27 protein-coding genes and 1 pseudogene are annotated in these 23,794 nt (G+C 33.5%); 9 read left to right on the forward strand and 19 right to left on the reverse strand.

The window, feature by feature from the left end; all coding sequences use genetic code 11:
• Nucleotides 1-192 precede the first annotated feature (192 nt).
• Nucleotides 193-342 (forward strand): YjcZ family sporulation protein, encoded by a 150-nt coding sequence (locus tag B5P40_RS11095; RefSeq protein ID WP_002014847.1) that lies wholly within the window; start codon nt 193-195, stop codon nt 340-342.
• Nucleotides 343-509: 167 nt separating this feature from the next.
• Complete coding sequence (gene def / locus B5P40_RS11100; RefSeq protein ID WP_002014846.1) at nt 510-1,064, forward strand: peptide deformylase; 555 nt, start codon at nt 510-512, stop codon at nt 1,062-1,064.
• Nucleotides 1,065-1,126: 62 nt separating this feature from the next.
• On the opposite strand, the gene B5P40_RS11105 is transcribed toward def, so the two are convergent.
• Nucleotides 1,127-1,900, reverse strand: a complete 774-nt coding sequence (locus B5P40_RS11105) for a Cof-type HAD-IIB family hydrolase (protein WP_002033835.1) — start codon at nt 1,898-1,900, stop codon at nt 1,127-1,129.
• A 547-nt stretch (nt 1,901-2,447) separates the two neighbouring features.
• On the opposite strand from B5P40_RS11105, the gene B5P40_RS11115 reads away from it, so the two are divergent.
• The gene (locus B5P40_RS11115) at nt 2,448-2,660 is read left to right on the forward strand and encodes a DNA-dependent RNA polymerase subunit epsilon (RefSeq protein ID WP_000576436.1); all 213 of its coding nucleotides are present in this window, start codon (nt 2,448-2,450) and stop codon (nt 2,658-2,660) included.
• Between the two features lie 4 nt (nt 2,661-2,664).
• The gene (gene rnjA, locus B5P40_RS11120; protein WP_002014844.1) at nt 2,665-4,332 is read left to right on the forward strand and encodes a ribonuclease J1; all 1,668 of its coding nucleotides are present in this window, start codon (nt 2,665-2,667) and stop codon (nt 4,330-4,332) included.
• 38 nt (nt 4,333-4,370) lie between these two features.
• On the opposite strand, the gene B5P40_RS11125 is transcribed toward rnjA, so the two are convergent.
• The 10 genes from B5P40_RS11125 to B5P40_RS11170 form a co-directional block, all read right to left on the reverse strand.
• Nucleotides 4,371-5,036, reverse strand: coding sequence for a potassium channel family protein (locus B5P40_RS11125; RefSeq protein ID WP_000504033.1), 666 nt, complete (start codon nt 5,034-5,036; stop codon nt 4,371-4,373).
• Between the two features lie 83 nt (nt 5,037-5,119).
• Nucleotides 5,120-5,986 carry a hypothetical protein gene (locus B5P40_RS11130; RefSeq protein ID WP_002014843.1) on the reverse strand — a complete coding sequence of 289 codons (867 nt, stop codon included), beginning with the start codon at nt 5,984-5,986 and terminating at the stop codon, nt 5,120-5,122.
• 274 nt (nt 5,987-6,260) lie between these two features.
• Nucleotides 6,261-7,391 (reverse strand): N-acetyldiaminopimelate deacetylase, encoded by a 1,131-nt coding sequence (locus tag B5P40_RS11135; RefSeq protein WP_002033831.1) that lies wholly within the window; start codon nt 7,389-7,391, stop codon nt 6,261-6,263.
• A gap of 61 nt (nt 7,392-7,452) precedes the next feature.
• Nucleotides 7,453-8,175, reverse strand: coding sequence for a 2,3,4,5-tetrahydropyridine-2,6-dicarboxylate N-acetyltransferase (dapD, locus tag B5P40_RS11140; RefSeq protein WP_002128886.1), 723 nt, complete (start codon nt 8,173-8,175; stop codon nt 7,453-7,455).
• Nucleotides 8,176-8,246: 71 nt separating this feature from the next.
• Nucleotides 8,247-9,131: a transcriptional regulator CcpC gene (locus B5P40_RS11145; protein ID WP_003191095.1), complete on the reverse strand. Its 885-nt coding sequence runs from the start codon at nt 9,129-9,131 to the stop codon at nt 8,247-8,249.
• A gap of 177 nt (nt 9,132-9,308) precedes the next feature.
• Entirely contained in the window at nt 9,309-9,752 is a 444-nt protein-coding gene (cbpB, locus tag B5P40_RS11150; protein WP_002066926.1) for a cyclic-di-AMP-binding protein CbpB, read from the reverse strand.
• A 163-nt stretch (nt 9,753-9,915) separates the two neighbouring features.
• Entirely contained in the window at nt 9,916-10,107 is a 192-nt protein-coding gene (gene abbA / locus B5P40_RS11155) for an antirepressor AbbA (RefSeq protein WP_033708000.1), read from the reverse strand.
• Nucleotides 10,108-10,234: 127 nt separating this feature from the next.
• On the reverse strand, nt 10,235-10,753 hold the full coding sequence (locus tag B5P40_RS11160) for a ribonuclease H-like YkuK family protein (RefSeq protein WP_002033829.1): 519 nt from the start codon (nt 10,751-10,753) through the stop codon (nt 10,235-10,237).
• A 74-nt stretch (nt 10,754-10,827) separates the two neighbouring features.
• Complete coding sequence (locus B5P40_RS11165; protein ID WP_002033828.1) at nt 10,828-10,977, reverse strand: hypothetical protein; 150 nt, start codon at nt 10,975-10,977, stop codon at nt 10,828-10,830.
• Nucleotides 10,978-11,162: 185 nt separating this feature from the next.
• A complete protein-coding gene (locus tag B5P40_RS11170; RefSeq protein WP_000055151.1) occupies nt 11,163-11,399 on the reverse strand; it encodes a YkuJ family protein in 237 nt (78 codons plus the stop codon).
• Nucleotides 11,400-11,631: 232 nt separating this feature from the next.
• Between B5P40_RS11170 and B5P40_RS11175 the strand changes: the two genes are divergently transcribed.
• Nucleotides 11,632-11,868 (forward strand): glutaredoxin domain-containing protein, encoded by a 237-nt coding sequence (locus tag B5P40_RS11175; RefSeq protein WP_002014835.1) that lies wholly within the window; start codon nt 11,632-11,634, stop codon nt 11,866-11,868.
• Between the two features lie 25 nt (nt 11,869-11,893).
• Here the strand turns inward: B5P40_RS11175 and B5P40_RS11180 are convergent, their stop codons facing one another.
• The 3 genes from B5P40_RS11180 to fadH all read right to left on the reverse strand — a co-directional run bounded on the left by B5P40_RS11180 (nt 11,894) and on the right by fadH (nt 14,802).
• Nucleotides 11,894-12,382 (reverse strand): DUF3993 domain-containing protein, encoded by a 489-nt coding sequence (locus tag B5P40_RS11180; RefSeq protein WP_002128890.1) that lies wholly within the window; start codon nt 12,380-12,382, stop codon nt 11,894-11,896.
• Between the two features lie 183 nt (nt 12,383-12,565).
• On the reverse strand, nt 12,566-13,783 hold the full coding sequence (locus B5P40_RS11185) for an EAL domain-containing protein (protein ID WP_002128891.1): 1,218 nt from the start codon (nt 13,781-13,783) through the stop codon (nt 12,566-12,568).
• Nucleotides 13,784-14,037: 254 nt separating this feature from the next.
• On the reverse strand, nt 14,038-14,802 hold the full coding sequence (gene fadH, locus B5P40_RS11190) for a 2,4-dienoyl-CoA reductase (RefSeq protein WP_002165138.1): 765 nt from the start codon (nt 14,800-14,802) through the stop codon (nt 14,038-14,040).
• Between the two features lie 195 nt (nt 14,803-14,997).
• Between fadH and B5P40_RS11195 the strand changes: the two genes are divergently transcribed.
• Nucleotides 14,998-15,855, forward strand: a complete 858-nt coding sequence (locus B5P40_RS11195) for a metallophosphoesterase (protein WP_002014831.1) — start codon at nt 14,998-15,000, stop codon at nt 15,853-15,855.
• Between the two features lie 97 nt (nt 15,856-15,952).
• Entirely contained in the window at nt 15,953-16,189 is a 237-nt protein-coding gene (locus B5P40_RS11200; RefSeq protein ID WP_002014830.1) for a hypothetical protein, read from the forward strand.
• Nucleotides 16,190-16,355: 166 nt separating this feature from the next.
• Here B5P40_RS11200 and B5P40_RS11205 read toward each other — a convergent pair.
• Both B5P40_RS11205 and B5P40_RS11210 read right to left on the reverse strand, forming a co-directional pair.
• A pseudogene (locus B5P40_RS11205) lies at nt 16,356-18,464 on the reverse strand (polyphosphate kinase).
• 108 nt (nt 18,465-18,572) lie between these two features.
• Complete coding sequence (locus B5P40_RS11210) at nt 18,573-20,147, reverse strand: Ppx/GppA family phosphatase (protein ID WP_044442827.1); 1,575 nt, start codon at nt 20,145-20,147, stop codon at nt 18,573-18,575.
• A gap of 141 nt (nt 20,148-20,288) precedes the next feature.
• Here B5P40_RS11210 and B5P40_RS11215 point away from each other — a divergent pair, with 141 nt between their 5' ends.
• Nucleotides 20,289-20,747 carry a YkyB family protein gene (locus B5P40_RS11215; protein ID WP_002014827.1) on the forward strand — a complete coding sequence of 153 codons (459 nt, stop codon included), beginning with the start codon at nt 20,289-20,291 and terminating at the stop codon, nt 20,745-20,747.
• A gap of 32 nt (nt 20,748-20,779) precedes the next feature.
• On the opposite strand, the gene B5P40_RS11220 is transcribed toward B5P40_RS11215, so the two are convergent.
• A complete protein-coding gene (locus tag B5P40_RS11220; RefSeq protein ID WP_012261627.1) occupies nt 20,780-21,442 on the reverse strand; it encodes a YkyA family protein in 663 nt (220 codons plus the stop codon).
• Between the two features lie 550 nt (nt 21,443-21,992).
• Nucleotides 21,993-22,646, reverse strand: a complete 654-nt coding sequence (locus B5P40_RS11225; RefSeq protein ID WP_113709247.1) for a diguanylate cyclase domain-containing protein — start codon at nt 22,644-22,646, stop codon at nt 21,993-21,995.
• A gap of 162 nt (nt 22,647-22,808) precedes the next feature.
• On the opposite strand from B5P40_RS11225, the gene B5P40_RS11230 reads away from it, so the two are divergent.
• Nucleotides 22,809-23,042, forward strand: a complete 234-nt coding sequence (locus tag B5P40_RS11230; protein WP_002014824.1) for a phage holin — start codon at nt 22,809-22,811, stop codon at nt 23,040-23,042.
• 31 nt (nt 23,043-23,073) lie between these two features.
• Here the strand turns inward: B5P40_RS11230 and B5P40_RS11235 are convergent, their stop codons facing one another.
• Complete coding sequence (locus tag B5P40_RS11235) at nt 23,074-23,574, reverse strand: hypothetical protein (RefSeq protein ID WP_002033821.1); 501 nt, start codon at nt 23,572-23,574, stop codon at nt 23,074-23,076.
• Nucleotides 23,575-23,794: the final 220 nt, after the last annotated feature.

The raw sequence follows: 23,794 nt of genomic DNA on the forward strand, positions 1-23,794 counted from the left end.
TCCCTTTTTAACTTATTTTTTCTCTTAGAATAATATGTAAACGATTTAATTCTCCTTAGTTTTTCTCTCTTCTCAAGAAAATTATACAAACACTTCTTCCTTTTATAGGTAAATACCTATACATTTCTGATCATTCCTCCATACATTATAGTAACCGCAGTATTAGCGGGAAATGATAAAGGAGGTCATCTCATGTACGGATACTCATATTGCTATCCAACAACTTGTTCATATCCTTCCTACGGTTATGGCGGTTCTTGTGGCGGATCTGGAAGCGGCTTCGCCTTAATCGTTGTGTTGTTTATCCTTTTAATTATCGTTGGTGCTGCTTGCATTCGCTAATTAATGTAAAATGAAACAACTATGGAAAGAAACAGACGGCTTTGCCGTCTTTTCTTTTTATTACATAACTTATCTGTAGAAGATTTGTTTCCAAGTAGCTCTTCCTTACTTGTCGATGACTTTTTTTATCTCCTTTGGTAGACTAAAGGAGAAAGGAGAGATTACATATGCTTACAATGAATGAGGTAATTCGTGAAGGAAATCCTATTTTGCGCGACGTCGCAGAAGAGGTCTCCTTACCTGCTAGCGAGGAAGATACAAATACTCTTAAAGAAATGATTGAATTTGTAATAAATAGCCAGGACCCTGAAATGGCTGAAAAATATAATTTACGCCCCGGAATCGGATTAGCGGCTCCGCAAATCGGTATTTCAAAGAAAATGATTGCGGTTCATGTAACTGATACGAACGATACGTTATATAGCTACGCATTATTTAACCCAAAAATCATTAGTCATTCTGTTGAACGTACATATTTACAAAATGGTGAAGGCTGTCTATCTGTAGACCGTGAAGTACCTGGTTATGTCCCTCGTTACACGAGAATTACAGTAAAGGCAACAACGATTAACGGTGAAGACGTAAAACTGCGATTAAAAGGTTTACCAGCAATTGTATTCCAACATGAAATCGACCATTTAAACGGTGTTATGTTCTATGACCATATTAATAAAGACAATCCATTTGTGGCTCCCGATGATTCAAAACCTCTCGAGCGATAATAATAAAAAGGCGGAAGTTAACCTTCCGCCTTTTTATTATATGAAATGGGTTCCACACTTACTTATAACAAGCCAGCCCACTTTAATCCGTGATAAATACCGTCTTCATTAACATCTTTTGTCACATAATTAGCAAGTTTTTTCAAATCCTCATGACCATTCCCCATCACAATGCCCGTTCCTACTGCTTCAATCATTTCTAAATCATTTAATCCGTCCCCAAATGCATATACTTGTTCACGATTAAATCCTATTTTCTCAATAAACTTCTCAATCCCTTTTGCCTTAGAACCACCATTAGGGATAATATCCATTGAATATGCATGCCAGCGTATAAAATGAAAATCTGGATAATGATGAATAAACTTTTCTTCTTCGTTTACTTCACAAAAAAGAAGCGTTTGATAAATATCGCGTTTCTCATAAAAATCAGGTTCATATGCCGGATGATCGAATTGTAAGCTTCCAAAACCTTCTTTTACATAATCATGATATTCCACTGACGCTCTCATTTCTTGATGGTCAAGATATACAAGTGGATATCCTTCTTGTTTTGCAAACTGAGTAAACTTATGTAGAGCATCAGGATGTAATGGATTATTAAATAATACCTCATCCTCAAATACAACATACTGCCCGTTAAAACTAACATAATTATGTATATTGAGTTCCTCACGAATATCTTCAAACATAAATGGCGCACGCCCTGTCGCAATCGCTACATGCACACCTTTTTCTTGTAAATCTCTTACTGCATCTCTTGTAGATTGCGGAATTTTCTTATCATGATCTAATAATGTTCCATCAATATCAAAAAAGACAATTTTATCATTCATTTGTCAAAATCCTTTCTGGCACTCTATATTCCTATTTTGATTATCACTTTTCAAATTTCAAAAAAAGTATAACATATTAAACATCTGTGAAGAAAGCGTTCACTTTCTGACCTTATTTATGAAATGTGCATATACTATTAGTGAAAAAATGTGGATACTTGTTCGAATGAATTTTCTTTTCTATTCTTCCTCATACTATATCTATAACTAACGGCTACTAATCGTTACTACAAGATAACTTACACTATACTAAAAAGAACAAGATTCACTATTCACTTCTAATCTTCTTTCTTGTATGGGAGACAGAGTTATCATTAGTAATATGCATGTTTTAAATAAGGAAAGGAAGGAGTAATCATGCTGAAGAAGCTGAAGAAAAAGCTCAAGCGTTATTTAAACGATTTAGTCCGTAAGAAGACAATCGCTTAAATTGTGCCCATTTCGGGCTTTTTCTTCATTCTCATTCGAAAAAACATGAAAATCGTGACTGTTTGCTTTATAATAAGTAACAGATAATGCAAAACATAGACAAGGAGAGGTTTTCCCAATGATTTTTAAAGTATTTTATCAAGAAAAATTAACTGAGGTCCCAGTACGTGAAAATACAAAAGTTTTATATTTAGAGGCTACGTCTCAAAAGGATGTTCGTAAAAAATTAAATAAGTTCGCATATAATATCGAGTTCGTTCAGTCTGTTACTGGTGCTCATCTTGAATATGAAAAACAAAACGCTGATTTAATATTAGCGGAGATCGTATAGTCATATGAAATTCCTAAAAAATGATCAAGCTGCCGTTTTTGCCCTCGGTGGTCTTGGTGAAATCGGTAAAAATACATATGCTGTTCAATTTCAAGATGAAATTATTATAATTGATGCTGGAATTAAATTTCCAGAAGACGAACTCCTCGGGATCGATTATGTAATACCAGATTACACTTATTTTGTGCGAAACGAAGATAAAATTAAAGGGTTATTCATTACACATGGTCACGAAGATCATATCGGTGGAATTCCTTATCTATTACGTCAAGTAAACATTCCAATTTACGGCGGAAAATTAGCAATTGCCCTAATAAAAAACAAATTAGAAGAGCACGGATTACTTCGTAAAGCAAAACTTTATGAAATTCAAGAAGATGATGTTATTAAATTTAAAAAGACATCTGTTTCCTTCTTCCGTACAACTCACAGTATTCCGGATTCATACGGAGTTGTTGTGAAAACACCTCAAGGACAAGTCGTTCATACAGGTGATTTCAAATTTGATTTCACACCAGTAGGTGAGCCAGCAGATTTAACAAAAATGGCCGAAATCGGAAAAGACGGTGTACTTTGTCTCTTATCTGATAGTACAAACAGTGAAGTGCCAAACTTTACGATGTCTGAGCGCCGCGTTGGTGATAGTATTCAAGATATATTCCGCAAAGTAGACGGTCGTATTATATTCGCAACCTTTGCATCGAATATCCATCGCTTACAACAAGTTGTTGAGGCTGCTGTTGAAAACAATCGTAAAGTAGCTGTATTCGGTCGAAGTATGGAAGCGGCTATTGAAATCGGACAAAACCTTGGTTATATCCGGTGTCCAAAGGATACATTCATAGACACATCTCAGCTAAACCGCCTACCGGCTAATAAAGTTGTTATGTTATGTACAGGTAGTCAAGGGGAACCGATGGCAGCACTTTCACGTATTGCCAATGGTACACATCGTCAAATTCAAATTATCCCTGGCGATACAGTTGTTTTCTCTTCTTCACCAATCCCAGGCAATACAATTAGTGTAAGTCGTACAATTAACATGTTGTACCGCGCTGGCGCTGATGTAATCCATGGTAAACTCTCAAATATTCATACGAGTGGACACGGTGGACAAGAAGAACAAAAGTTAATGCTACGTCTTATTAAGCCGAAATATTTCATGCCAATTCATGGTGAATATCGTATGCAACGTATGCATATGAAATTAGCGAATGATTGTGGTATTCCAGAAGAAAATTGTTTCATTATGGATAATGGAGATGTTCTTGCTTTACGTTCTGATGAAGCAAGCGTAGCTGGGAAAATCCCATCTGGCTCTGTCTATATCGATGGAAATGGTATTGGAGATATCGGTAATATCGTATTACGTGATCGTCGCATTCTTTCTGAAGAAGGACTTGTTATTGTAGTTGTAAGCATTGATATGAAAGAATTTAAAGTTGCAGCAGGACCTGATATCATCTCGCGTGGTTTCGTTTATATGCGTGAAAGCAGCGATTTAATCAACGATGCTCAAACATTAATTACAACACATTTAGAAAAAGTAATGGAGCGAAAAACAACACAATGGTCTGAAATTAAAAATGAGATTACAGACACATTAGCACCATTCCTATACGAAAAAACGAAACGTCGTCCAATGATTTTACCAATCATTATGGAAATATAAGAAAAAGGACAATGCCTCCTCGGCATTGTCCTTTTCTCTTATCTTAAAAAATGCTTAAAACGATCTACTTCATCGTCATGACCAATTACAATTAATATATCTCCCGCCTGAACATTTTCTGTAGCTCGAGGAGATACGATAACTTCTTTTCCACGTTTAATTGCTACAATGTTCAAACCAAACTTCGCACGAATATCTAATTCAATTAAAGAGTGCCCATCAATTTTTTTATTTGCGATAATCTCTACAATACTATGCTCATCTGAAAGCTCTAGATAATCTAACACATTACTTGATGCGATATTATTAGCAATCCTTTTTCCCATATCTCGTTCTGGATGCACAATATGATCTGCCCCTATTTTACTTAACACTTTTTCATGATAGTCATTTTGAGCTTTTACAGTAATATTTTTCACACCTAATTCTTTCAAAATTAACGTTGTTAAAATACTTGAATTCAAATTATCTCCAATAGCAACGACTACATGATCAAAATTACGAATACCAAGACTTTTTAATACCATCTCATCTGTTGAATCTGCAATTACAGCATGCGAAGCTATATTTGCAAACTCATTAATTTTATCCTCATCTGAGTCAATTGCCATTACTTCCATACCTAATTGAGCTAATTCACGGCAAATACTTCCACCAAAACGGCCAAGCCCAATAACAGCAAATTCTTTCTCTTTTTCGCCCACAGGAATTCCTCCAATAACATCAAATACTATGTACTTTTATTGTAACATACTTTAAATTCGCTACAAAAACCTGTATATACTTCTTATTTTTGTTTTTGCATATAAAAATACTGTTGTAAATAAAACGCGATACCGAAAATTAACATACCAAATACAAATATATTTCCAAATGAACTAAATGTTTCAAAAACGAACAATAGCGTTTCTTGTCCGAAAAAAGCAAATAAAAGTTGTGTAAATGCGAATAACAGTGCCAATATGTAATGATGTTGATGGAATAAATAATGTGTTGCGCCTAAAAAAGCTACAAGCGAAACAATGAAGATCCACCAAGTTTCTAAAAACAATTGCCAATTAGTAAATTGATATCCATTTACTAATATCGCAATAATTCCTATAACTGCCATCGTCGGCACACTCCATAATAATGCACGCCCTCTAAAGAAGTGCGCACCTTTTGCATCTCCTTTTTCATTTGCGATGTATGTTAGCACGACAGTACTTATATACAAAACAGAGAGGATTGTTAAAACAATGATAAGCCAAAAATGTAATTGATAATATTCATGTTCTATATTCGTCACAATTGCAGCTAACATACATGGAATAAACATCCCTGTCCAACCATCTATTTTCCTTTCGTTCCAAAACACCGTATTACCAATCCGAATTCCTAATAGCATAAAAATAATGATACCTAGTACAAATAACGTAGTCTTATTCCCTACTAAACTCGTTGAGAAAGCAATTAATCCAATAAATAAAAAAAGAACAAATCCATTCATAATTTCTAGTACAGGTGACAAATATCTTTTCACCCATTTGTATGTTTCTTCATATTCACTATTATTTGCTAAACGATAGGCGTAAAAACTTATCCCAAAATAAACCGCCGCAATAATAACATATGCATATAAGACGAAACATAAAATCGCACTGCTAATTTGCACGTAATTCCCCACCCTTTTTTCTATGTATCACATTGATTTTACACACTTTTCATACTAAAAGTAAACATATAATAGGGTAGTTAAATAATTATCTTCCCTATTAGCAATAATTAATAATGAGCAGTGGCTAAAAACCCCCTGCTCATTATTAAGACGTCAAATTTAACTTTACTCATTTGTATGAAGATGTCTAACACTAACGAATACGAAAGATGTTTTCGTCTCTGAACTAAGAAGTCCCCACTCTAAACTATTGCACAATTAGCGAGTAAGTTCACTTTCTATTTCCCTTCCACTTCACATATTGATTTAAAAATACAATTGCTTTCTCAATAACCTCTTCGTCTGGTTTTAATTTCGCATGATGTAAACCATATTCTGAATTTACTCCAAGCCAAAACATAAATCCAGGTATCTCTCGAAGCATATAACCAAAGTCTTCACCTGTCATTGCCTCCGTACACGTAATTACGTCCATAGTCGTTTGTTCACGTGTAAATTGCATAAACTCTCTCGTTAGCTCCTCATGGTTATACACTTGATGATACATCGCTCCGTAGTCAATAACAGCTTCACATTGAAAAGAAGCTTCTATTCCCGCAACAATTGCCTCAATTCGGCTTTTAACACGTTTCATTGATTCCACTGATAGCGTTCGAATTGTTCCTTCTAAACGAGACTTTTCTGCGATAATGTTTTGAACTGTACCACCTGTAATTTTCCCAATTGTAATTACCGCACTGTCAAGAGGGTTCACATTACGACTAATAACTGATTGAAGTTGTGTAACGAGATGACTCGCTGCAACAATCATATCATTTGCTGTATGCGGATATGCAGCATGTCCACCTTTTCCTTTTAAATCAACGTATAGCTCTGATGTATTCGCAAATAATAAACCTTCTTTTGTCGCGATTGTTCCCACAGAGTATTCAGGCGCAATATGAAGTCCAAGAATCATATTAGGCTTCCATTCTTTTAACTCATCGCTTTCTAACATAGGAAGTGCACCACCTGGACCTTCTTCAGCTGGTTGGAATATAAACACAAGATCATCATCTATTCTTTCGCTTACAGCCGCTGTTAGAAGTCCTAAACCGATTGTTGCATGCAAATCATGTCCACATGCATGCATCATTCCTTCATGGACAGAAGAGAATTCATATCCAGTTTCCTCTGTAATTGGTAGACCGTCTATATCTGCACGATAACCTATTATTTTTTCTGGATTTTTTCCATTTACTTTAACAATTACACCTGTTTTCCATGTTTTCACTTCCAAATATTCATTAGGAAGCGTTCCTATATAATCTAAAATATACTGTTGTGTTTTCCACTCTTTAAATCCAATCTCCGGAATTTTATGTAAATCTCTACGAACTTGGACAAATTTGCTTACTGTCATTTTTGCACCTCTATCTATAAAAAGCGTAAGAGCACATTCATGCTCTTACGCTTTTTATTTTTTATTTCTCTGGGTTTAATTGACGAAGCTCTTGTTTAATTTCAGTTTTTGCTTTTGTCTTCTCATCAATTTCTTTAATTACACGTGCCGGAGTTCCCGCAACAACTGTATATGGAGGCACATCTTCTGTTACAACAGCTCCTGCTGCTACAACTGCACCTTTACCTACTGTAACGCCTTCTAGAACAACTACATTTGCACCAATTACAACATCATCTTCAACGATAACTGGTTTTGCAGAAGGTGGCTCAATAACACCGGCAAGTACAGCACCTGCACCTACGTGACAGTTCTTACCAACTGTTGCACGTCCACCAAGCACTGCGTTCATGTCGATCATAGTACCTTCACCAATTACAGCACCGATGTTAATTGTTGCATTCATCATGATAACAGCGTTGTCACCAATTTCTACATGGTCACGAATAATCGCGCCTGGCTCAATACGAGCTTTAATACCTTTTAAATCAAGCATTGGAATTGCAGAATTACGACGGTCATTCTCAACTACATAGTCAACAATGTGCTTGCTATTTTCATCAAGAATTGTCTTAATTTCAGACCATTCTCCGAATAATACACCAGATTTTTTATTTACAAATGCTTGTACTGTTTCAGGGAATGTTACCTCTTTTAAATCCCCTTTTATGTATACCTTTACAGGAGTTTTCTTTTCACTGTTTTGAATAAACGAAATAATTTCGTTAGCGTCCATCATTTTCATTCTTGTTGCCTCCTAAATCCATTTATAATGTTACTCTACCAAACGATAGAGCGAGTAGCAAGACAATAATCTTATTTTCCCATTTGAATTTCTTCTATAATTTCTAAAAATGCTTGTACTTGCTTCAACTGCCTTGCCGAGTCACTCGTCAATAACCATGTTTCTCTCGTTAATTGAACAGGTGTTTTATACATATTTTCCTGCACTTCTTTTAAAACAGTCGAAGGTAAAAGAGCATAACCTATTCCATTTAAAACAAGCTGTTTGCACGTTTCAATTTGGTCAACTACAATCGTTCGCTTAGGTGGATTTGAAAATAATCCATACCACCAATTTTGTATTTGTCCATAGTAGGTCGAATCACTTTTAAATTGAATAAATGGTCTATTTGTCTCTTTTAACATCGAAATATCTTTTATTTCTTTATCAACTAAATATAATTCATCTTCAAATAATTGTTGTTTCTGCCCTTTGTATTCTTGTGATCCTCTCAGTATAGCAACATGAACGTCTCCTTCATAAAATTGCTTTTGCACTTCACTACTCCAGCCAGTAAACAGAGATATCTTCACAGAAGGATACTTATGCACAAATTTTTTCAAAACAGGTGGAAGCCAATATTGCCCAATGACTGATGCAACAGCTATTTTTAACGTACCGTATGTTTCGGTTCTAAAAAGAGCCAGTTCACTTTTAATACCCTCTTCCCGTTGTAACATTTCTTTTGCATAATTTGCAACTTTTTCCCCTTCAGGTGTAATTGTTAATCCTTTTTGTGAACGAATAAAAAATTTCATTCCCCATTGTTTCTCCATAGATTGTAATCGTTGACTAAGCGCAGGTTGGGAAACAAATAAACGTTCCGCCGCTTTTCTCATATTTGATTCCTGAGCTAACACAACCATCATTTGAAAATCATCAATTTGCAACTTTCTCCCTCTTTCCTTAGCTTCCATACACCTAATTTTAATAAGTATTTCATCCTTAATTTAATTGCATACTTTTATACATTAGAACGGTTTGTTAGTTCAAACTTTTCTTATGCTTTATGTCTTTTTAAATATAATACATACACAACTGATATGCACGAAAAAAAGTGACTTCGCCTTTTCTGTGAAGTCACTTTCCCTACGTTATCGATTATGCTGTCTCACTTTTTTATTCAACAATTTTAAAATAGCCCGCCGTGTTAAAATACCCTCGAAGTAACCTTCTTCATTGACAGCGCAAATAAAAGGATGATCAATTGTCATTTCTAAAGCTTTTGCAAAAGAATCTTCTAACATAAGAACTGGAATCTCTTCCTTCATCACTTGTTCCACTTTCATATTCTCAAGTCTTTCAAACTCAATGCGCTCTAATCCTAAAATACCATCTAAAATCATAGCAGTACTAATTAACCCATGTAATTTATACATAGGGTCTAAAACAGGAATCGCCGAATATCCAGATTTCACAAGAACGAGTAAAGCATGTTCTAGACCATTCCCTATTTGTACATGTGCTACTTTATCTGATGAAATCATTAAATCCTTCACAAGAATTTGTTGAAACTCGTCTTTCGGAATACTAATCATGTTACATCCCCCATTTTCCCTTTTTCCTGCTAATATTCTCCGGTCCTATTCACATTTTATGATAGCGTTTTCATATTATTATTTTGTCCTGACATTCTTCTAATAAAAATACATAACTATTTTAGCATATAACATAAAAAAAAGACTACCATTCCGGTAGTGCTTAATACCCTTTATTTTTTAATCGGTAAAACAATCTTGTGATTTTTTTATATTGCGTCACATCTATCTGTTTTAAACCATTCTCAATGTCTGTAAGCTCCACCGCTAAAATTTCGCTCGCGTAATTTTGCTGAAACAGAATATCCAACAATAAATTTTCTTCTTCTCTTGTTAAAACAAATTCCTTTTCCATATGCTCCTCTCCTTGCACTCGCATCATCACTCTCATTATATAAATTTTTCAGTCTATTTAACAGATGTAATATTCAGTTTTTGTTAGAAATACTTAACGACTGCGAATATATAGACATCATTTCACATTATTTTGTATATCTGTTTGCGTAACTAAATGCCGCATAAGCATCTGGTTTAATTTTTGCTGTTAATCCCATTGCTTGAATTTTCATCGTCATATCTAAAATAAATTCTTTTGTTAAACCATCATTCCCGATATCTAAATGAATCTCCATTATGAATCCTGCTCCATCTTGAGCGTATGGGTGCAATAAATCCCATATCGCTTGTATATGATTGGGAGTAAATAGATAGGCGATTTCTTGACTAAACTGTGTTTCTAAATATATTTTCTCTCGCAACGTTGCTGGCTTATTTTTCACTGATTTATGATGCAAACATCCCCATGCTCCTTTTCCAACACGATGAATATGTATCGCTGTAATAAACCTCGTATCCTTTTGATGCGCTTGTGAGTCTGTCCCAATAGATAATCGATATAAATTTCGCGGATCCTTTTCAATGAAACTACAAATACGGTTAAATACCATATCAAAATTCAAATGTCTCTCTGAAACATTATAAAATGTATGCTCACCGTCCACATAGTCACGTCCTTTCAATTAGACAGACTTTTCGTATTCTCATTGTATGGGACAAAAACAAAAATTATAACTTACTACCCTTTATTCGTTTCAATATTTCGAATTACATAATTACAAAACCTACATGTATATATTACATTTTGATTAGATTGGGCGGTTAATACGTGATTAATTTCAGCATGACTGTGACAATTAGGACAAATAACAATCGGTAAGCGTTCCATCCTTTGCACCTCCTATTAATATTTACTATCATTGTAGGAAAAATGAAAAATTCCTATACATATACATTTATAAAAACTCTTTTATTTAATCGCGACTTAAATTGAAACTTCTACTACCTATATAGCCCATTAATTAATATAACTAAAAAAGGTACCGCCATTTGGCAGTACCTTTTTTATATGTATCAAGAAATGATATCGTAAATCTCAATTGCAACCATATCGATGTTATCGAATTGATACACTTGAGGTTTTTCACCTTGTTGATACACTTCTAACTCATACATTTCACTTTTATCGAAAAATTTCACGCTACATTTGCGCTCACCGTTCACTTCAAAATAGCGTTGTGCTACTTCACCGCTTTCAGCTTGTTCTTGTAGACTAACAAGTCGAGTTAAAATTCCTTGGAGTAGAGACATGAAATCTCTCCTTTCTCTGATCTTCCTACCAATAGGTTTTACAGCTATACTCATTCTATCCGTCATAACAGAAAAAACGTTCCACAATCTAGGATAAAGGTTCTTGGCAAGAAACTCAACTAAAATTTGTCGAAATAAGAAGTAAAAAGATGAAAGAGCATCTTTTTACTTCTTTATTGCGCTTTTTATACTGGCAGAATATAATAAACAACAGAAAAAGGGAGGAATTACAATGAAAAAAATTGAGGTTTATACACAACCTGATTGTCCGCCTTGTACCATTGTAAAAGAATTTTTAAAACATAATAACGTTGTATATGAAGAATTTGACATAAAAAAAGACGCTGCTGCACGCAATCGTCTTTTATATGACTATGAATCCTATTCAACTCCAACAGTTGTAATTGACGAAGAAGTTGTGGCAGGTTTTCAAATTGAAAAATTACAACAGCTACTCGGTATAGAATAGGAATAGGCGACACCTATTCCTATTCTCATAATTGTTGTAACCTTTTTATTTCAGTCAACAGTTCCTGACTTTCATGATACCCTGCTAATTTCCATTTTCCATTATCCTTTTGCAATGTCACAATTTGATATTGTCCACTCTTTGTCCGCTCATAGACATATAAATTTTTATGTTCTTCATCATAAGACATTTTTGTTTCTGAATTAAAAGAAAATGGAGCTTCTTTTGCTGGAAGTAAATATTCACCACTTTGTTTTTCATTTCTACTGTTTTCATCTGTAAAAACTTGAAGGAAATTATTTGTAAAATATGGTGATAACGTCTCTATCATCTTATTCGTAGGTATTTGCTTCCCGCGGATTGAAAATTGCGTCTCATAACCTTTTTGTATCGTTGTAAACACTTCTTTCCGATCCACTTTCACTTCTTCTTTTCCTAAAACAGTTGTGACACTATAGCCAACTAGAAAGGCAACACATATAAATAGAACAAACCATATTCCATATTTCTTCATTTTTTCACCTTCCTTTTAAAAGAGCTTGTCTTTGTAGTATTCATTGTAACAATGATTATGCAAAGAAAGGGATGATTTCGTTCGTAAAATCTTTACAACGATAGACAGCATTTTCATCATCATTTTCACTATTACCAATTTATGATAAAAACAAACAAAAAAATACACGAATTTCTTCGTGCATTAAAATAAAACATCTTCTTCATATAAATATTCGTACGATAAATCTATAAATAAAAAGTTTTCATCATCAATCGGGAATGAAAATGTTCGTACCATTTCACCAGTTTCGATATCAGCATATAAATCTGAAAGTCTTGCCTTATTCTCAAAACGCATTTTCATTATATTTTCTAGAAAATACGGGCGCCAGCTCCAGTTCTTCATATAATACTCTGGCATAATGATCCATCCACCATCTTTTTTCATAATATTACCCGATTGTTGAAAACCATCTTCATTACAAATAAATATCCGAAAACTATATTGTGATATGCTTTGGCTAAATTGTAATAACCAATCATTTATATCTTCATTCTTTTTTTGTTTTGACAGAACATCACCAATTCGATCACGTAACATCTCTGTTAAATTATAAATTTTTTGCAACTTCTTCTTCTCATGCAGAATAAATTGATGACATTCATTACCAAGTCGCTCTTTTAAAACATTCGTTTCAATAAAATCAGGTAAACATTCTTTCAAATAATTACCTTGATAATATCTACCACCGTTTTTCCAAGCATATTGTAGTTGATAAAAAGCATCAATTTCTTCATATAACAATGTCGCACCAATTCTTCTAGCAAGTAAAGATAAGGAATATAAAATATCTTGATAAGATTGTAAAAGTGCAGTTTGCCTTAAATTTGTTAAATCTACTTTTAAAATATCCGGTGCTAACACGCTAATACGCTCTAAATTACTTGTACCCGTTCCGACTTTATTAATCGAAATTTGAATACCATATGTACGATAATACATGAGTAAATGATTAAATTGTTCTATATCTTCTTTACATTCATGTTCTGTTATTTCCAGAACAATGCGTTGTAAGTTCAAACCTTGTTCTTCATACATCAGCAAAAGTTGAAGTAAACTTTCATCTTCATCATTCATTAATACATTAGCATTCCGATGTATAAATAATAATAATTTTTGATCCGTTTCTAAATACCTATTTAACGCTTTTTCTACGATGATGTTATCCGCTTCAAGTTGGAACTCACTCGGAATAGAATCATCATGGAAGAAAGATGCTAAACTTTGTATGCCCTCTTCTGTTTGAATACGTCCTACAACTTCATATCCAATTACTGTATGCTCATCAGCACTAAAAATAGCTTGATAATAAGGAAGGACTTTATCCAAGTTACTCATTACATCTAATGCATCTATCAACGTGCTTCCCTCCCTTTACTTTTCAAAAATTATAACACGATATTTACGGAAAAATAATAAAAAATCCCTTCAGTTTTCCTGAAGGGATTAGAGGGGTAAAATGCTAAGGGGAATTAGCAATTCTACTATGAAGAAAAAAGAGGTCTTAAATATAACCTATATATTCCCCTTTGTAAACACATTTCTCTCACGTGTCACAACTTCGTCACATTTCACCAAAGAAAAATTAATGAATCATTCATTTTTCTTTCCTTTTAAAATGGATATTGATGCAAATGCTGGCCACCATCCATTGTCATACAAGTTCCATTTATGTATGCAGCTTCATCTGAACATAAATAATAAGCTAGACCCGCAATTTCTTCTGGTGTACCCATTCTACCAAGTGGAACACTTTGCAATGTACGCTTAGCCATTTCTTCTGAAATCCATAATTTATCGGCACCACCTGTACGCTCAATTGGTCCTGGTGCGATAGCGTTAACTCGTATTCCATATTTACGTCCCCACTCAACAGCAAGAGTTTTTGTCATCGCTAGTACACCAGCTTTAGCTGCTGCCGAATGGATAACCCCTGGGCCTGCATCCCATGCATATGTTGCCACCATGTTAATAATATTTCCTTTTACACCTTTTTCAATCCAATATTTCCCAATAGCCTGACTACAATAAAATGTACCATTTAATACAATATTAATTACCGAATTCCAGCCATTCACAGATAAGTCCTCTGCTGGACAAATAAAGTTTCCAGCTGCATTATTTATTAAAATATCAATTCGTCCAAACTTCTCATCAATATGTTCAATCATTTTTTGAATATCATCAGTATTTCGTACATCCATTTGTACAGATAATACTTGCCCTGGAAACTGTTCAATTTCTAACTTTGCTTCTTCTAGCTTTTCTTTTGTACGCCCTGTAATAACAACACGTGCCCCTTCTTTCGCAAAACGAATCGCCATCCCTTTTCCCATTCCACTTGATCCACCTGTTATAATAACTACCTTCTCTTTCACATACATCCCCTCCAAAAAATGAATACACATTCATTTTATCACTTTATTTGATAGAAATCTTTATATTTTTCAATTTTTCTGATATTTTAACGTAAAGAGGTTTCTTTTCGTTCATTTTTTTCGTAATCTATACTACTTCTTTAGTATTTAAAATATATTTTTAAAAAACTGAAGGGAGGTTCGAGTAACCTGTATATGAAGAAAATTACAAGAAGAAATTTTTTAAAATCTGGAATACGCACTTGTCTATATTCATTTATAACCGCAAGTATCGGCTATTATTATGCTAAATATATAGAGCCCTATTTGCTTTCTTTTACGCAACACACACTTAAATCACCGCTCATACCAAAAGGTTTTCATGGTATGAAGATCCTTCAATTTAGCGATTTACATCTAGGATACTATTTCTCTCTCCAACATTTATCTCAAATCGTTTCCAAGATTAATGCTGAAAAGCCAGATATTGTCCTTTTTACTGGTGATCTCATTGATGATTACCAAACATATACCGAGGCTTCTTTTGTTGCATCCATTTTAAAGAATATACAGGCACCCTTTGGTAAATTTTCCATTTATGGTAACCACGACCATGGTGGATATGGAACTGAATACTATGATCACATCATGCGCGAATCTGGATTTGAACTTTTGCAAAATAGCGAAAAGCGAATTCGTTTACTGGATAATAGTGAAATTTCTATTTTCGGACTCGATGATATGCTACTGGGTAAACCAAAAATAGCGGAAACTTTACAACATGCAAAACAAAATATTTATACAATTGTTCTCGTTCACGAACCAGATATCGCGCCACAAATCGCTACATATCCAATCAATCTTCAACTTTCTGGTCATAGCCATGGGGGACAAGTACAAATTCCTTTTTTAGGTGCTATTATTACCCCGTCGCTTGCAAAAGAATATATTGAAGGTTTCTATAACATTCAAGGTTTGACTCTCTATGTCAATCGAGGTATTGGAAGAACACGTGTCCCATTCCGCTTTATGTCAAAACCTGAAATTACACTCTTCATCCTACAACATTCGTAACAATTCGCCTATTTCCTTACATATCCTTCCTTGTACGCGCTCATCCACGCTTGGTCCACCATATGATAAAAATGAGTCCAGTAAAGGAGGTTTGTTCATGTATCCATATTATCAACCGATCCCAGTTCGTTCAGCACCTTTTGGCCCAGCAGGCGACTCACGCTTCTTTCCATTTTTCGGTGTTCCATTTCTAGCTGGAATTGCTGGAGGATTGCTCGGTGGAGCATTAGCTTTCGGGCCTAGACCGTTTTATCCGCCTTATCCACCGCCTTTCCCACCACCAGCACCTTTTCCTTGTTACGGAGGGCCTTGTCAACAACCATACTATTATTAATTTAAACCAACCATTCTTCTAATGTTTTTCTCTCAACGAACCGACTCATCACACGCCTATAATAAAAACTATTCTCTCTACTCATCCTTCCATTTTGAGAATATATGAGTAGAGAAAAAAAGTAAAAACCTCTTAAATTCAATAAGAGGTTTTTACTTTTTTCACACTATTCAGCGTCTGTATTTTGATACGCCATCTTAAATAAATTCACTTGGCTATCAATTTCTTCTATACTACTATTAATTATATAATAATAGTCACCATCTTTATTTTGTTCACGTGTTTTCACATTATCAGCTAAAACCAGCTGTAAAATTGCCTTTATTCTCGCTTTCATTTCAATATCTAAAATTGGGAAGGATATTTCTACTCGTTTTTCCATATTCCGCGTCATCAAATCAGCTGAAGATAAATATATTTTTTCATCTCCATTATGATGGAAATAATAAATACGACTATGTTCTAAATATCTTCCAACAACACTAACTACACGAATATTTTCACTTACATTCGGAATCCCAGGTCTTAAACAACATGTCCCTCTAACGATGAGCTCTACCCTTACCCCAGCTTGTGATGCTTCATACATTTTTTTTATTAACGGTTTATCTGTTAACGAATTCATTTTAGCGATAATATATCCATTTCCATATTGTCTATGATAACGGATTTCCTCATCTATTAACTCCATAAACTGCTCTCTTATATCAAACGGGGCAACAGATAAATGATGAAAATGCGGTTTTTTTGTATAACCACTCAAATAATTAAAGAAATTTGTTGCATCTACACCAAAGTCTTTTCGCGATGTAATATATCCAAAATCGGTATACAACTTCGCTGTTGCATCATTATAATTTCCGGTTCCAAGATGTACAAACCTTTCAATTTTTCCGTTTCTTCTTCTTACAACTAACGTAATTTTACTATGCGTTTTCAAGTGACTTACTCCGTAAATAACGTGACATCCGGCCTGTTCCAATTCTTTAGCCCAATGAACATTATTCTCTTCATCAAACCTTGCCTTTAACTCAACCAATACCGTCACTTGTTTTCCTTTTTCAGCTGCTACCTTCAGCGCCTGAATTATTGGAGAATCTCCACTTACACGATATAATGTTTGTTTGATCGCAAGTACATTCGAGTCATCTGCCGCATCACGGACAAAATCAACGACTGGCTGAAACGACTCAAAGGGATGGTGTAATAAAATATCATGTTCTATCGCTTTTTCAAATACATCTTCCTCATCACCTAAATCTTGAGGAGGTTGAGGAATAAGAGCCGGATATACTAGATGTTCATATAAAGGCGCTAATTTTTTTTATAAGGAGAATAAACATGTTAAATCTAACGGTCCATCCATCATGTACACATCTTCATCTTTTACTTCTAACACATCATACAATAACGCTAACACTCTTTCATCAATGTGTTCTTTACCAACTTCTAAACGAACGGCAGCTCCCCACTTACGCTTTTTCAATTCTTTTTCAATTACTTTTAATAAATCGCGTGCACCTTCTTCATGGATCGTTAAATCCGCATTACGTGTAATACGGAAACGAGTAACAGGTGATACGTTATATCCTGTGAATAGTTTATGAGTAAAACCACTAATTACATCTTCTAATAAAATAAATTTATGTTTTTGCCCTTCACTCGGTAAAAATATGAAACGCTCCAGTAATGAAGGCACTTGTACAATTCCTAACTTCGTACGATTTTCTTCCTCAGCCTGTTGCTCATCATATAAAATAGTAGCTAAATTCAAACTTTTATTTAATAACATTGGAAATGGACGATACGCATCAATAGATACAGGGGTTAAAACCGGAAATATTTGTTCATCAAAATACTCCTCGATAAATTCCCTTTGCTCTTTCGTCAAATCATGGAATGTTAAACGCTCAATCCCCTCTAGTTCAAGCGCTGGCAATACATAATTTTTAAACGTTTCATACTGCACAGTCATTAACTCATGCGATTTTATCGCAATCTTATTTAACTGTTTCTTTGGTGTTAAACCTGCTTTATTTTCTGGCTGATTAAATCCCGCACTTACTTGATCTTTCAAACCTGCTACGCGCACCATAAAAAATTCATCTAAATTCGAACTAAAAATACTAATAAACTTTAGTCTTTCTAATAGTGGATTATTTTCATCTTGCGCTTCTTGTAATACACGTTCATTAAATGCTAGCCAGCTTAATTCACGATTATTATAATACGCTGTATCATTTAAATTTACTAAATTCCCCTTTAGCAATTCCATTCTCTTCACACTTCCCTTTGAAACTTTTTCACTATAATTTAGTTACTTTCATTTTATCAAATTACAATATTCCAAAGTGTTAATTTTCTGTAAAGACATCCGTACAACTTAACGTTTTGATTCGAATGATAAGTGAATATTTGTTTTCAATACTCTTTCTAGCTGCTTTTTTTGTTTTTCAGCTTGTACTTTTTCTGCTAATGCCGATTGCTCACATAAAATTCTAAACGTTAATCCTTCTTTATTTTCTGTTATGGATATCGTATCAACAAGCGATCTTTGTCTTACATTTAAAGCAGCTGAAAATTGTAAAACAGCGCCTAATAGGCGGATTTTTTTTTGTTCGCTTTTATCAAACCAACCTTCAAATGGAGATAAATGTTGTTTAAATAGCATTTTTGATTTATAAGATGCAATAAGCGCTAACCTCACTCGATCTTTATGCATCATGCCGTCAATTGTTTTATTTGCCAATAAATAAAACGTGTGTAAACGACTCGCTTCTTCGTCTATATATTTTCCAATATTAAATACTTTCGCTGCTTGATGGAATGCTTCCCAGTCTTTTATTGAAACAGAAATCAGTCCCATTTCTTCGAGTTGTTTACAAATCAATCTTCCATGTTTAATAAGTTGAATGACAAATTCCATATCCATTTCATATTCGTGTGATAACAAATGTAAGCTTTCTTCAACTACATTCGGATAATATGAAATCCCTAAATCTTTCGTCAACTCTTCATAGAAAACACCTTCTCTTAATCCTTTTTTGCTTAATACAAATGCCGTTGCTTCTATAATATTTACAAGTTTATGAAATACTTCAACCGCTGGAATAATTGTATCAGCTCGATCTTTTGCCAATCCTTCCATTTTCTGAAGTTCGATAAACGATTGTTTTTCCAATGCACCTTTTACATTTTCAATATCTTCTTCTTTCATTTTGTATAAATGTACTCCCGCTATAGGATAGTTTGTTAAATTTTGGTGGATTTTCGCTAAGTTTCTCGCACTACCACCAATTGCAATAAGAGGCAATTTCTTATCAATTAACCATGGTAACGTTCGAAATTGACACTCTAAATACTCTCGAATTTCCTCTAATTCATCTTTAGTAGGAATATCACCTTTAATAAATAGATGTTTTAAAGAAAGCGCACCAAAAGGAAAACTATGGTACTCTAAAATCTCTCTATTTTTAATATATGTAACTTCCGTACTTCCGCCACCAATATCTACTGTTATTCCTTCCGAAAACGAAGTAGAATTCATAACTGCTAAATAGCCGTAACGTGCTTCCTCATATTCTGATAATACTCTAAGAGTAAAGTCTGTTTGTCCTTCAACAAGTTTTTTAATCTCCTCTTGATTCTCAGCCTGTCTAATTGTTGCCGTTGCAACACAAAGTACATGATGCAACTGATGGAATTTTGTACTTTCTTGAAATTGAAATAATGTTTGTAACAATACTTCTTTACCTTCTTCATTCAAAACACCATCGATTAAATAATTTCTTAACCGAGCAACCACTTTCGTATTTTCAATTTCTTTATAAAAACCTCCATTTTGCTTTTCATAAATAACTAAACGCATTGTATTAGATCCAATATCTATAATGGCATATTGTAATTTTAATATTTCTTTCAAACTTCTCACTCTTTCATTATCAAATTTCTGAAACATATTCTATCACTATTATACAAAATAGTTGTTTTTTGTAACAATATTGCTTTAATATTGAAAATATATACAATTACTTTTTGCATATAATAAAAACCCATTTTATTTATGCTATAATAAGGAAAAATTGAAAGGAGAGTCAATATGAAACCTTCACAACCACAATCTCCATTGCATAATCAACATTCTATTAATAGACTAGCTCAATCTATTTTCGTTGTGAATCGTCATGCTAAAGCTGCAACTAACCCTAAGTACTTATATTGGTTAAAAAAGACTGCTTTAGAACGCTTAATTACTGAAAAAAAGGCTATCAAAGAAGGATTACATTTTTCTAGAAATCCACGTTTTAGTCAACAACAATCCGATGTTCTTATACGTTTAGGTGATTATTTTTTCCATATCCCTCCTACGAAAGATGATTTTCGCACCCTACCGCATCTTGGTCACCTTGAATCCTCCTATCGAAATCCGAAAACAACCTTATCTTTAACAATAGCAAAAAAAACACTTCAAGATTATATTGGTCCTGAAGCATTAAAACAGGAAAAAAAATTAAGCGAACCAGTTCCATGGTATAGCCGTACCTATACAAAAAAATAAAACAGTTTGGCCTAATATTAGGCCAAACTGTTTTATTTTTTATCTTCCTTAATTTTAATATTAGCTTGTTTATAGAATGCAACTTTTTCTGTATTATATGATTTCGTATATTCATTAAACTTATCTTTTTCTGTCTCAATATCTTTATATGCTTGGTTTACTACCTTTACTTTCTCGCTAATATCTTTTAATTTTGTACCTTTATCTTGTAGCATTGTATATAATTCTTTTTCTTGCTTTAAAGATTTATTATAGCTATCGTACATCTTTTGGAATGAATCATGTCGTTTCTCATAAGTACTCTTTACTCTATCAGCCTGTTCTTTTAATTTATTATCTTCAATTTTCTTCACATGCTTATCAGCTGACTTCACTTCTTCTTGCGCTTTATTTAACGCCTCTTTTTCTTTAATAAGAACTTTTTCTCGTTCAGCTGTATTTTTCACCGCTTGATCAAGCTTATCCTTAACAGCCTGATTATTATCTTTTCCTTCTTGGACAATTTGATTATATAATACTTGACCCTCTTTCTCTAATGACTCTAATTTTTTCGCATCTTCAAACATTGTTTTTTCTTGCTTGGCAGCATTTTCAAATGCAACATATAGCTCCTCTTCTGGTTTTGGGCCAAAACAACCAGCTAGTAAAGTCATTGATAATGCAGTTACAATTGCTAATTTATTATATTTCAACATCTTTTCCCCCTATTAATAAACGACCATCGTGCCAAAAATCCCATGAAAAACATGTAACTTCGTTAGCTATTTCACGCTCGCATCTTTTTACGAAGATCATCAATAATTATTTATACTGCTTGTACAATTTTCGTACTTAAAATTATGTAATGTCTTAAAACATAAAGGTATTTTCCTTAATCTTACCTACTGCAAGAAACACTATAATGTTTCACCTGATAAAAGATGATCGTTGACCTCTCACGTCTATCATTCCCTTTCTCACTTTCTATCAAATAACCTCTTTGTCCATTTTACATAGTGCAAAGGGGACCTCGCAACTCTTACAAAGATTCTTTTAATTTCTTAAAAAGGAAAAGTGTAGAGCATGTTTTCCTCTACACTTTTAAACTGAAAACATTGTGCAAAATGCATTGACACATCCACACACAATTATATGCTGATTTCATATATTTTTAAAGACTTTTGTTACAAAAAAAAGTTTTCTTGTAACAAAAGACAAAAAAATGTTACAAAAAATCTTTATATCATACTTCTTTAAATCAAAGTTTCATTCATGACTTTGCAAGTTTCTATAATTATACAATTGATTTTGTGCCTTTCTAAACAAATCTTCAAAAGTTTTCCCTTCTATAGGATAACTTGCAGCCCCAAATAATAGTGTGACACTTAATAAATCATTCGCTATTTCATTTTGAATATTTTTGATTAATCTACTTGTTATTGTTGACTTTTCATAGCCATTATCAACAGCTACGATAACATATTTATTTTCATCCCACCTCGTAACTACATCGCCTTTTCGAATTGTCTTTACAATTGTACGTTCTACTCTTTGGACTAGCTCATCTAACTTTTTTTCTTGCACTGTGTCTTTTAATACATCCCATTCTTTTACGGAAAGAATATACACTGTAATATTACGAGAATCTCTTTCTGATAAAGCAGCTACTTTTCCAAAAAAATCAACGACAAAATCGTTATTCGTCATTCCTCCTACTTCAATATTTACACGCGTATTCGTTCTTTTATCGTACCAATGTCCAAAATAATAGCTTAGTATCATTTGCAATATATAAATAATAAAGACGGTTAAAAATGATCTCGAATCTAGCTTAGCAATTACATCCTGAAGTGCAATCCATTCTGTAACCGCAACTGTGTTCCCAAGTAATAATCCACTAATTTTCCCTTTATGTTTCATACTCTCCCCCTTTTATACCAATATATGTTTCTATAACAATAATGTTTTTCTATAAAATAAAAAATGTACATATTTAATGTACATTTCTACTTAAGCTTGTATACCTTTTCTATTTTATTTCATATATATACTATATATCGTTTTTAGGAAGGAGTGACCTATATGCCTCAAAAAGAAAATCTATTAGATATTATGCGCTTACTAGCTGGCTTTTTGTTATCATTAAAATTACTATTTAACTCTTTCGGAATAAACTTCATTACAAACGATCAAATTGACGCTATAGTAAATGTTATTTCATTTCTATTCATTCTATATTTTGGATACAAAAATAACTATATTGGAAAAAAGGGAGTGGAACAAAAGAAATTACTCAAGAAGCACAATCTTCATTAAAGAAGGAACCTTTCGCACAGGTTCCTTCTTATCATTTTCTGACAACCACTTCATTTGTTTGTAGCGGTCCATATGATACACCTTTATATTGAAATGTATATGTAGCCTGAAATAATGAATTGGGAGGAGCTTTATCTTTATTTGCTTTTATTTGACAAATTAATTCTACCTTTTCATTCGGTGATAAATTATCGATTCGCCACCTTACAAGCTGAAATAAAAACTCACTTATTCCCTTATCTGCTTTTAAAGAGTTTGGGATATACGCGAAATAATCACGAATCATATGACTTACAACTACTCGCGAAATCATTTCAACGCCTTTATTTTCAACTTCAAGTCGAATAATTAGTATGTCATTAACATCATAGATCATCTCATACGAAAATTTTTCTTTATACATACTACGGATTTGCAATGTGACTGCTACATCGGATGCTTCCGTGTCCTTTTTAGAACCATCAATCCACAAAACCGGCTGTAACGGTATAGAATACCTTCCTTGATCCGAAATTCGTTTCCATATTTTCATAATATATTCACCTCATTCCAGATATATCATCTATACAACTGTATTCTGCCTCTCGATGCAATGAACTACACTTAGAAAAAATATTTAGCTTGTTACAAATCATATTAAATTTTTCTTTTCCTTTTATCCTATTCGACAATATAAAGAAAAAACCATTTTTAATAGGTTGACACAGGTTATACTTTATTAAATATTTTTTTACAATTTCCTTCCTTGACTA

The sequence above is a fragment of the Bacillus sp. SRB_8 genome (assembly GCF_003264205.1).
Classification (GTDB): Bacteria; Bacillota; Bacilli; order Bacillales; family Bacillaceae_G; genus Bacillus_A; species Bacillus_A mycoides.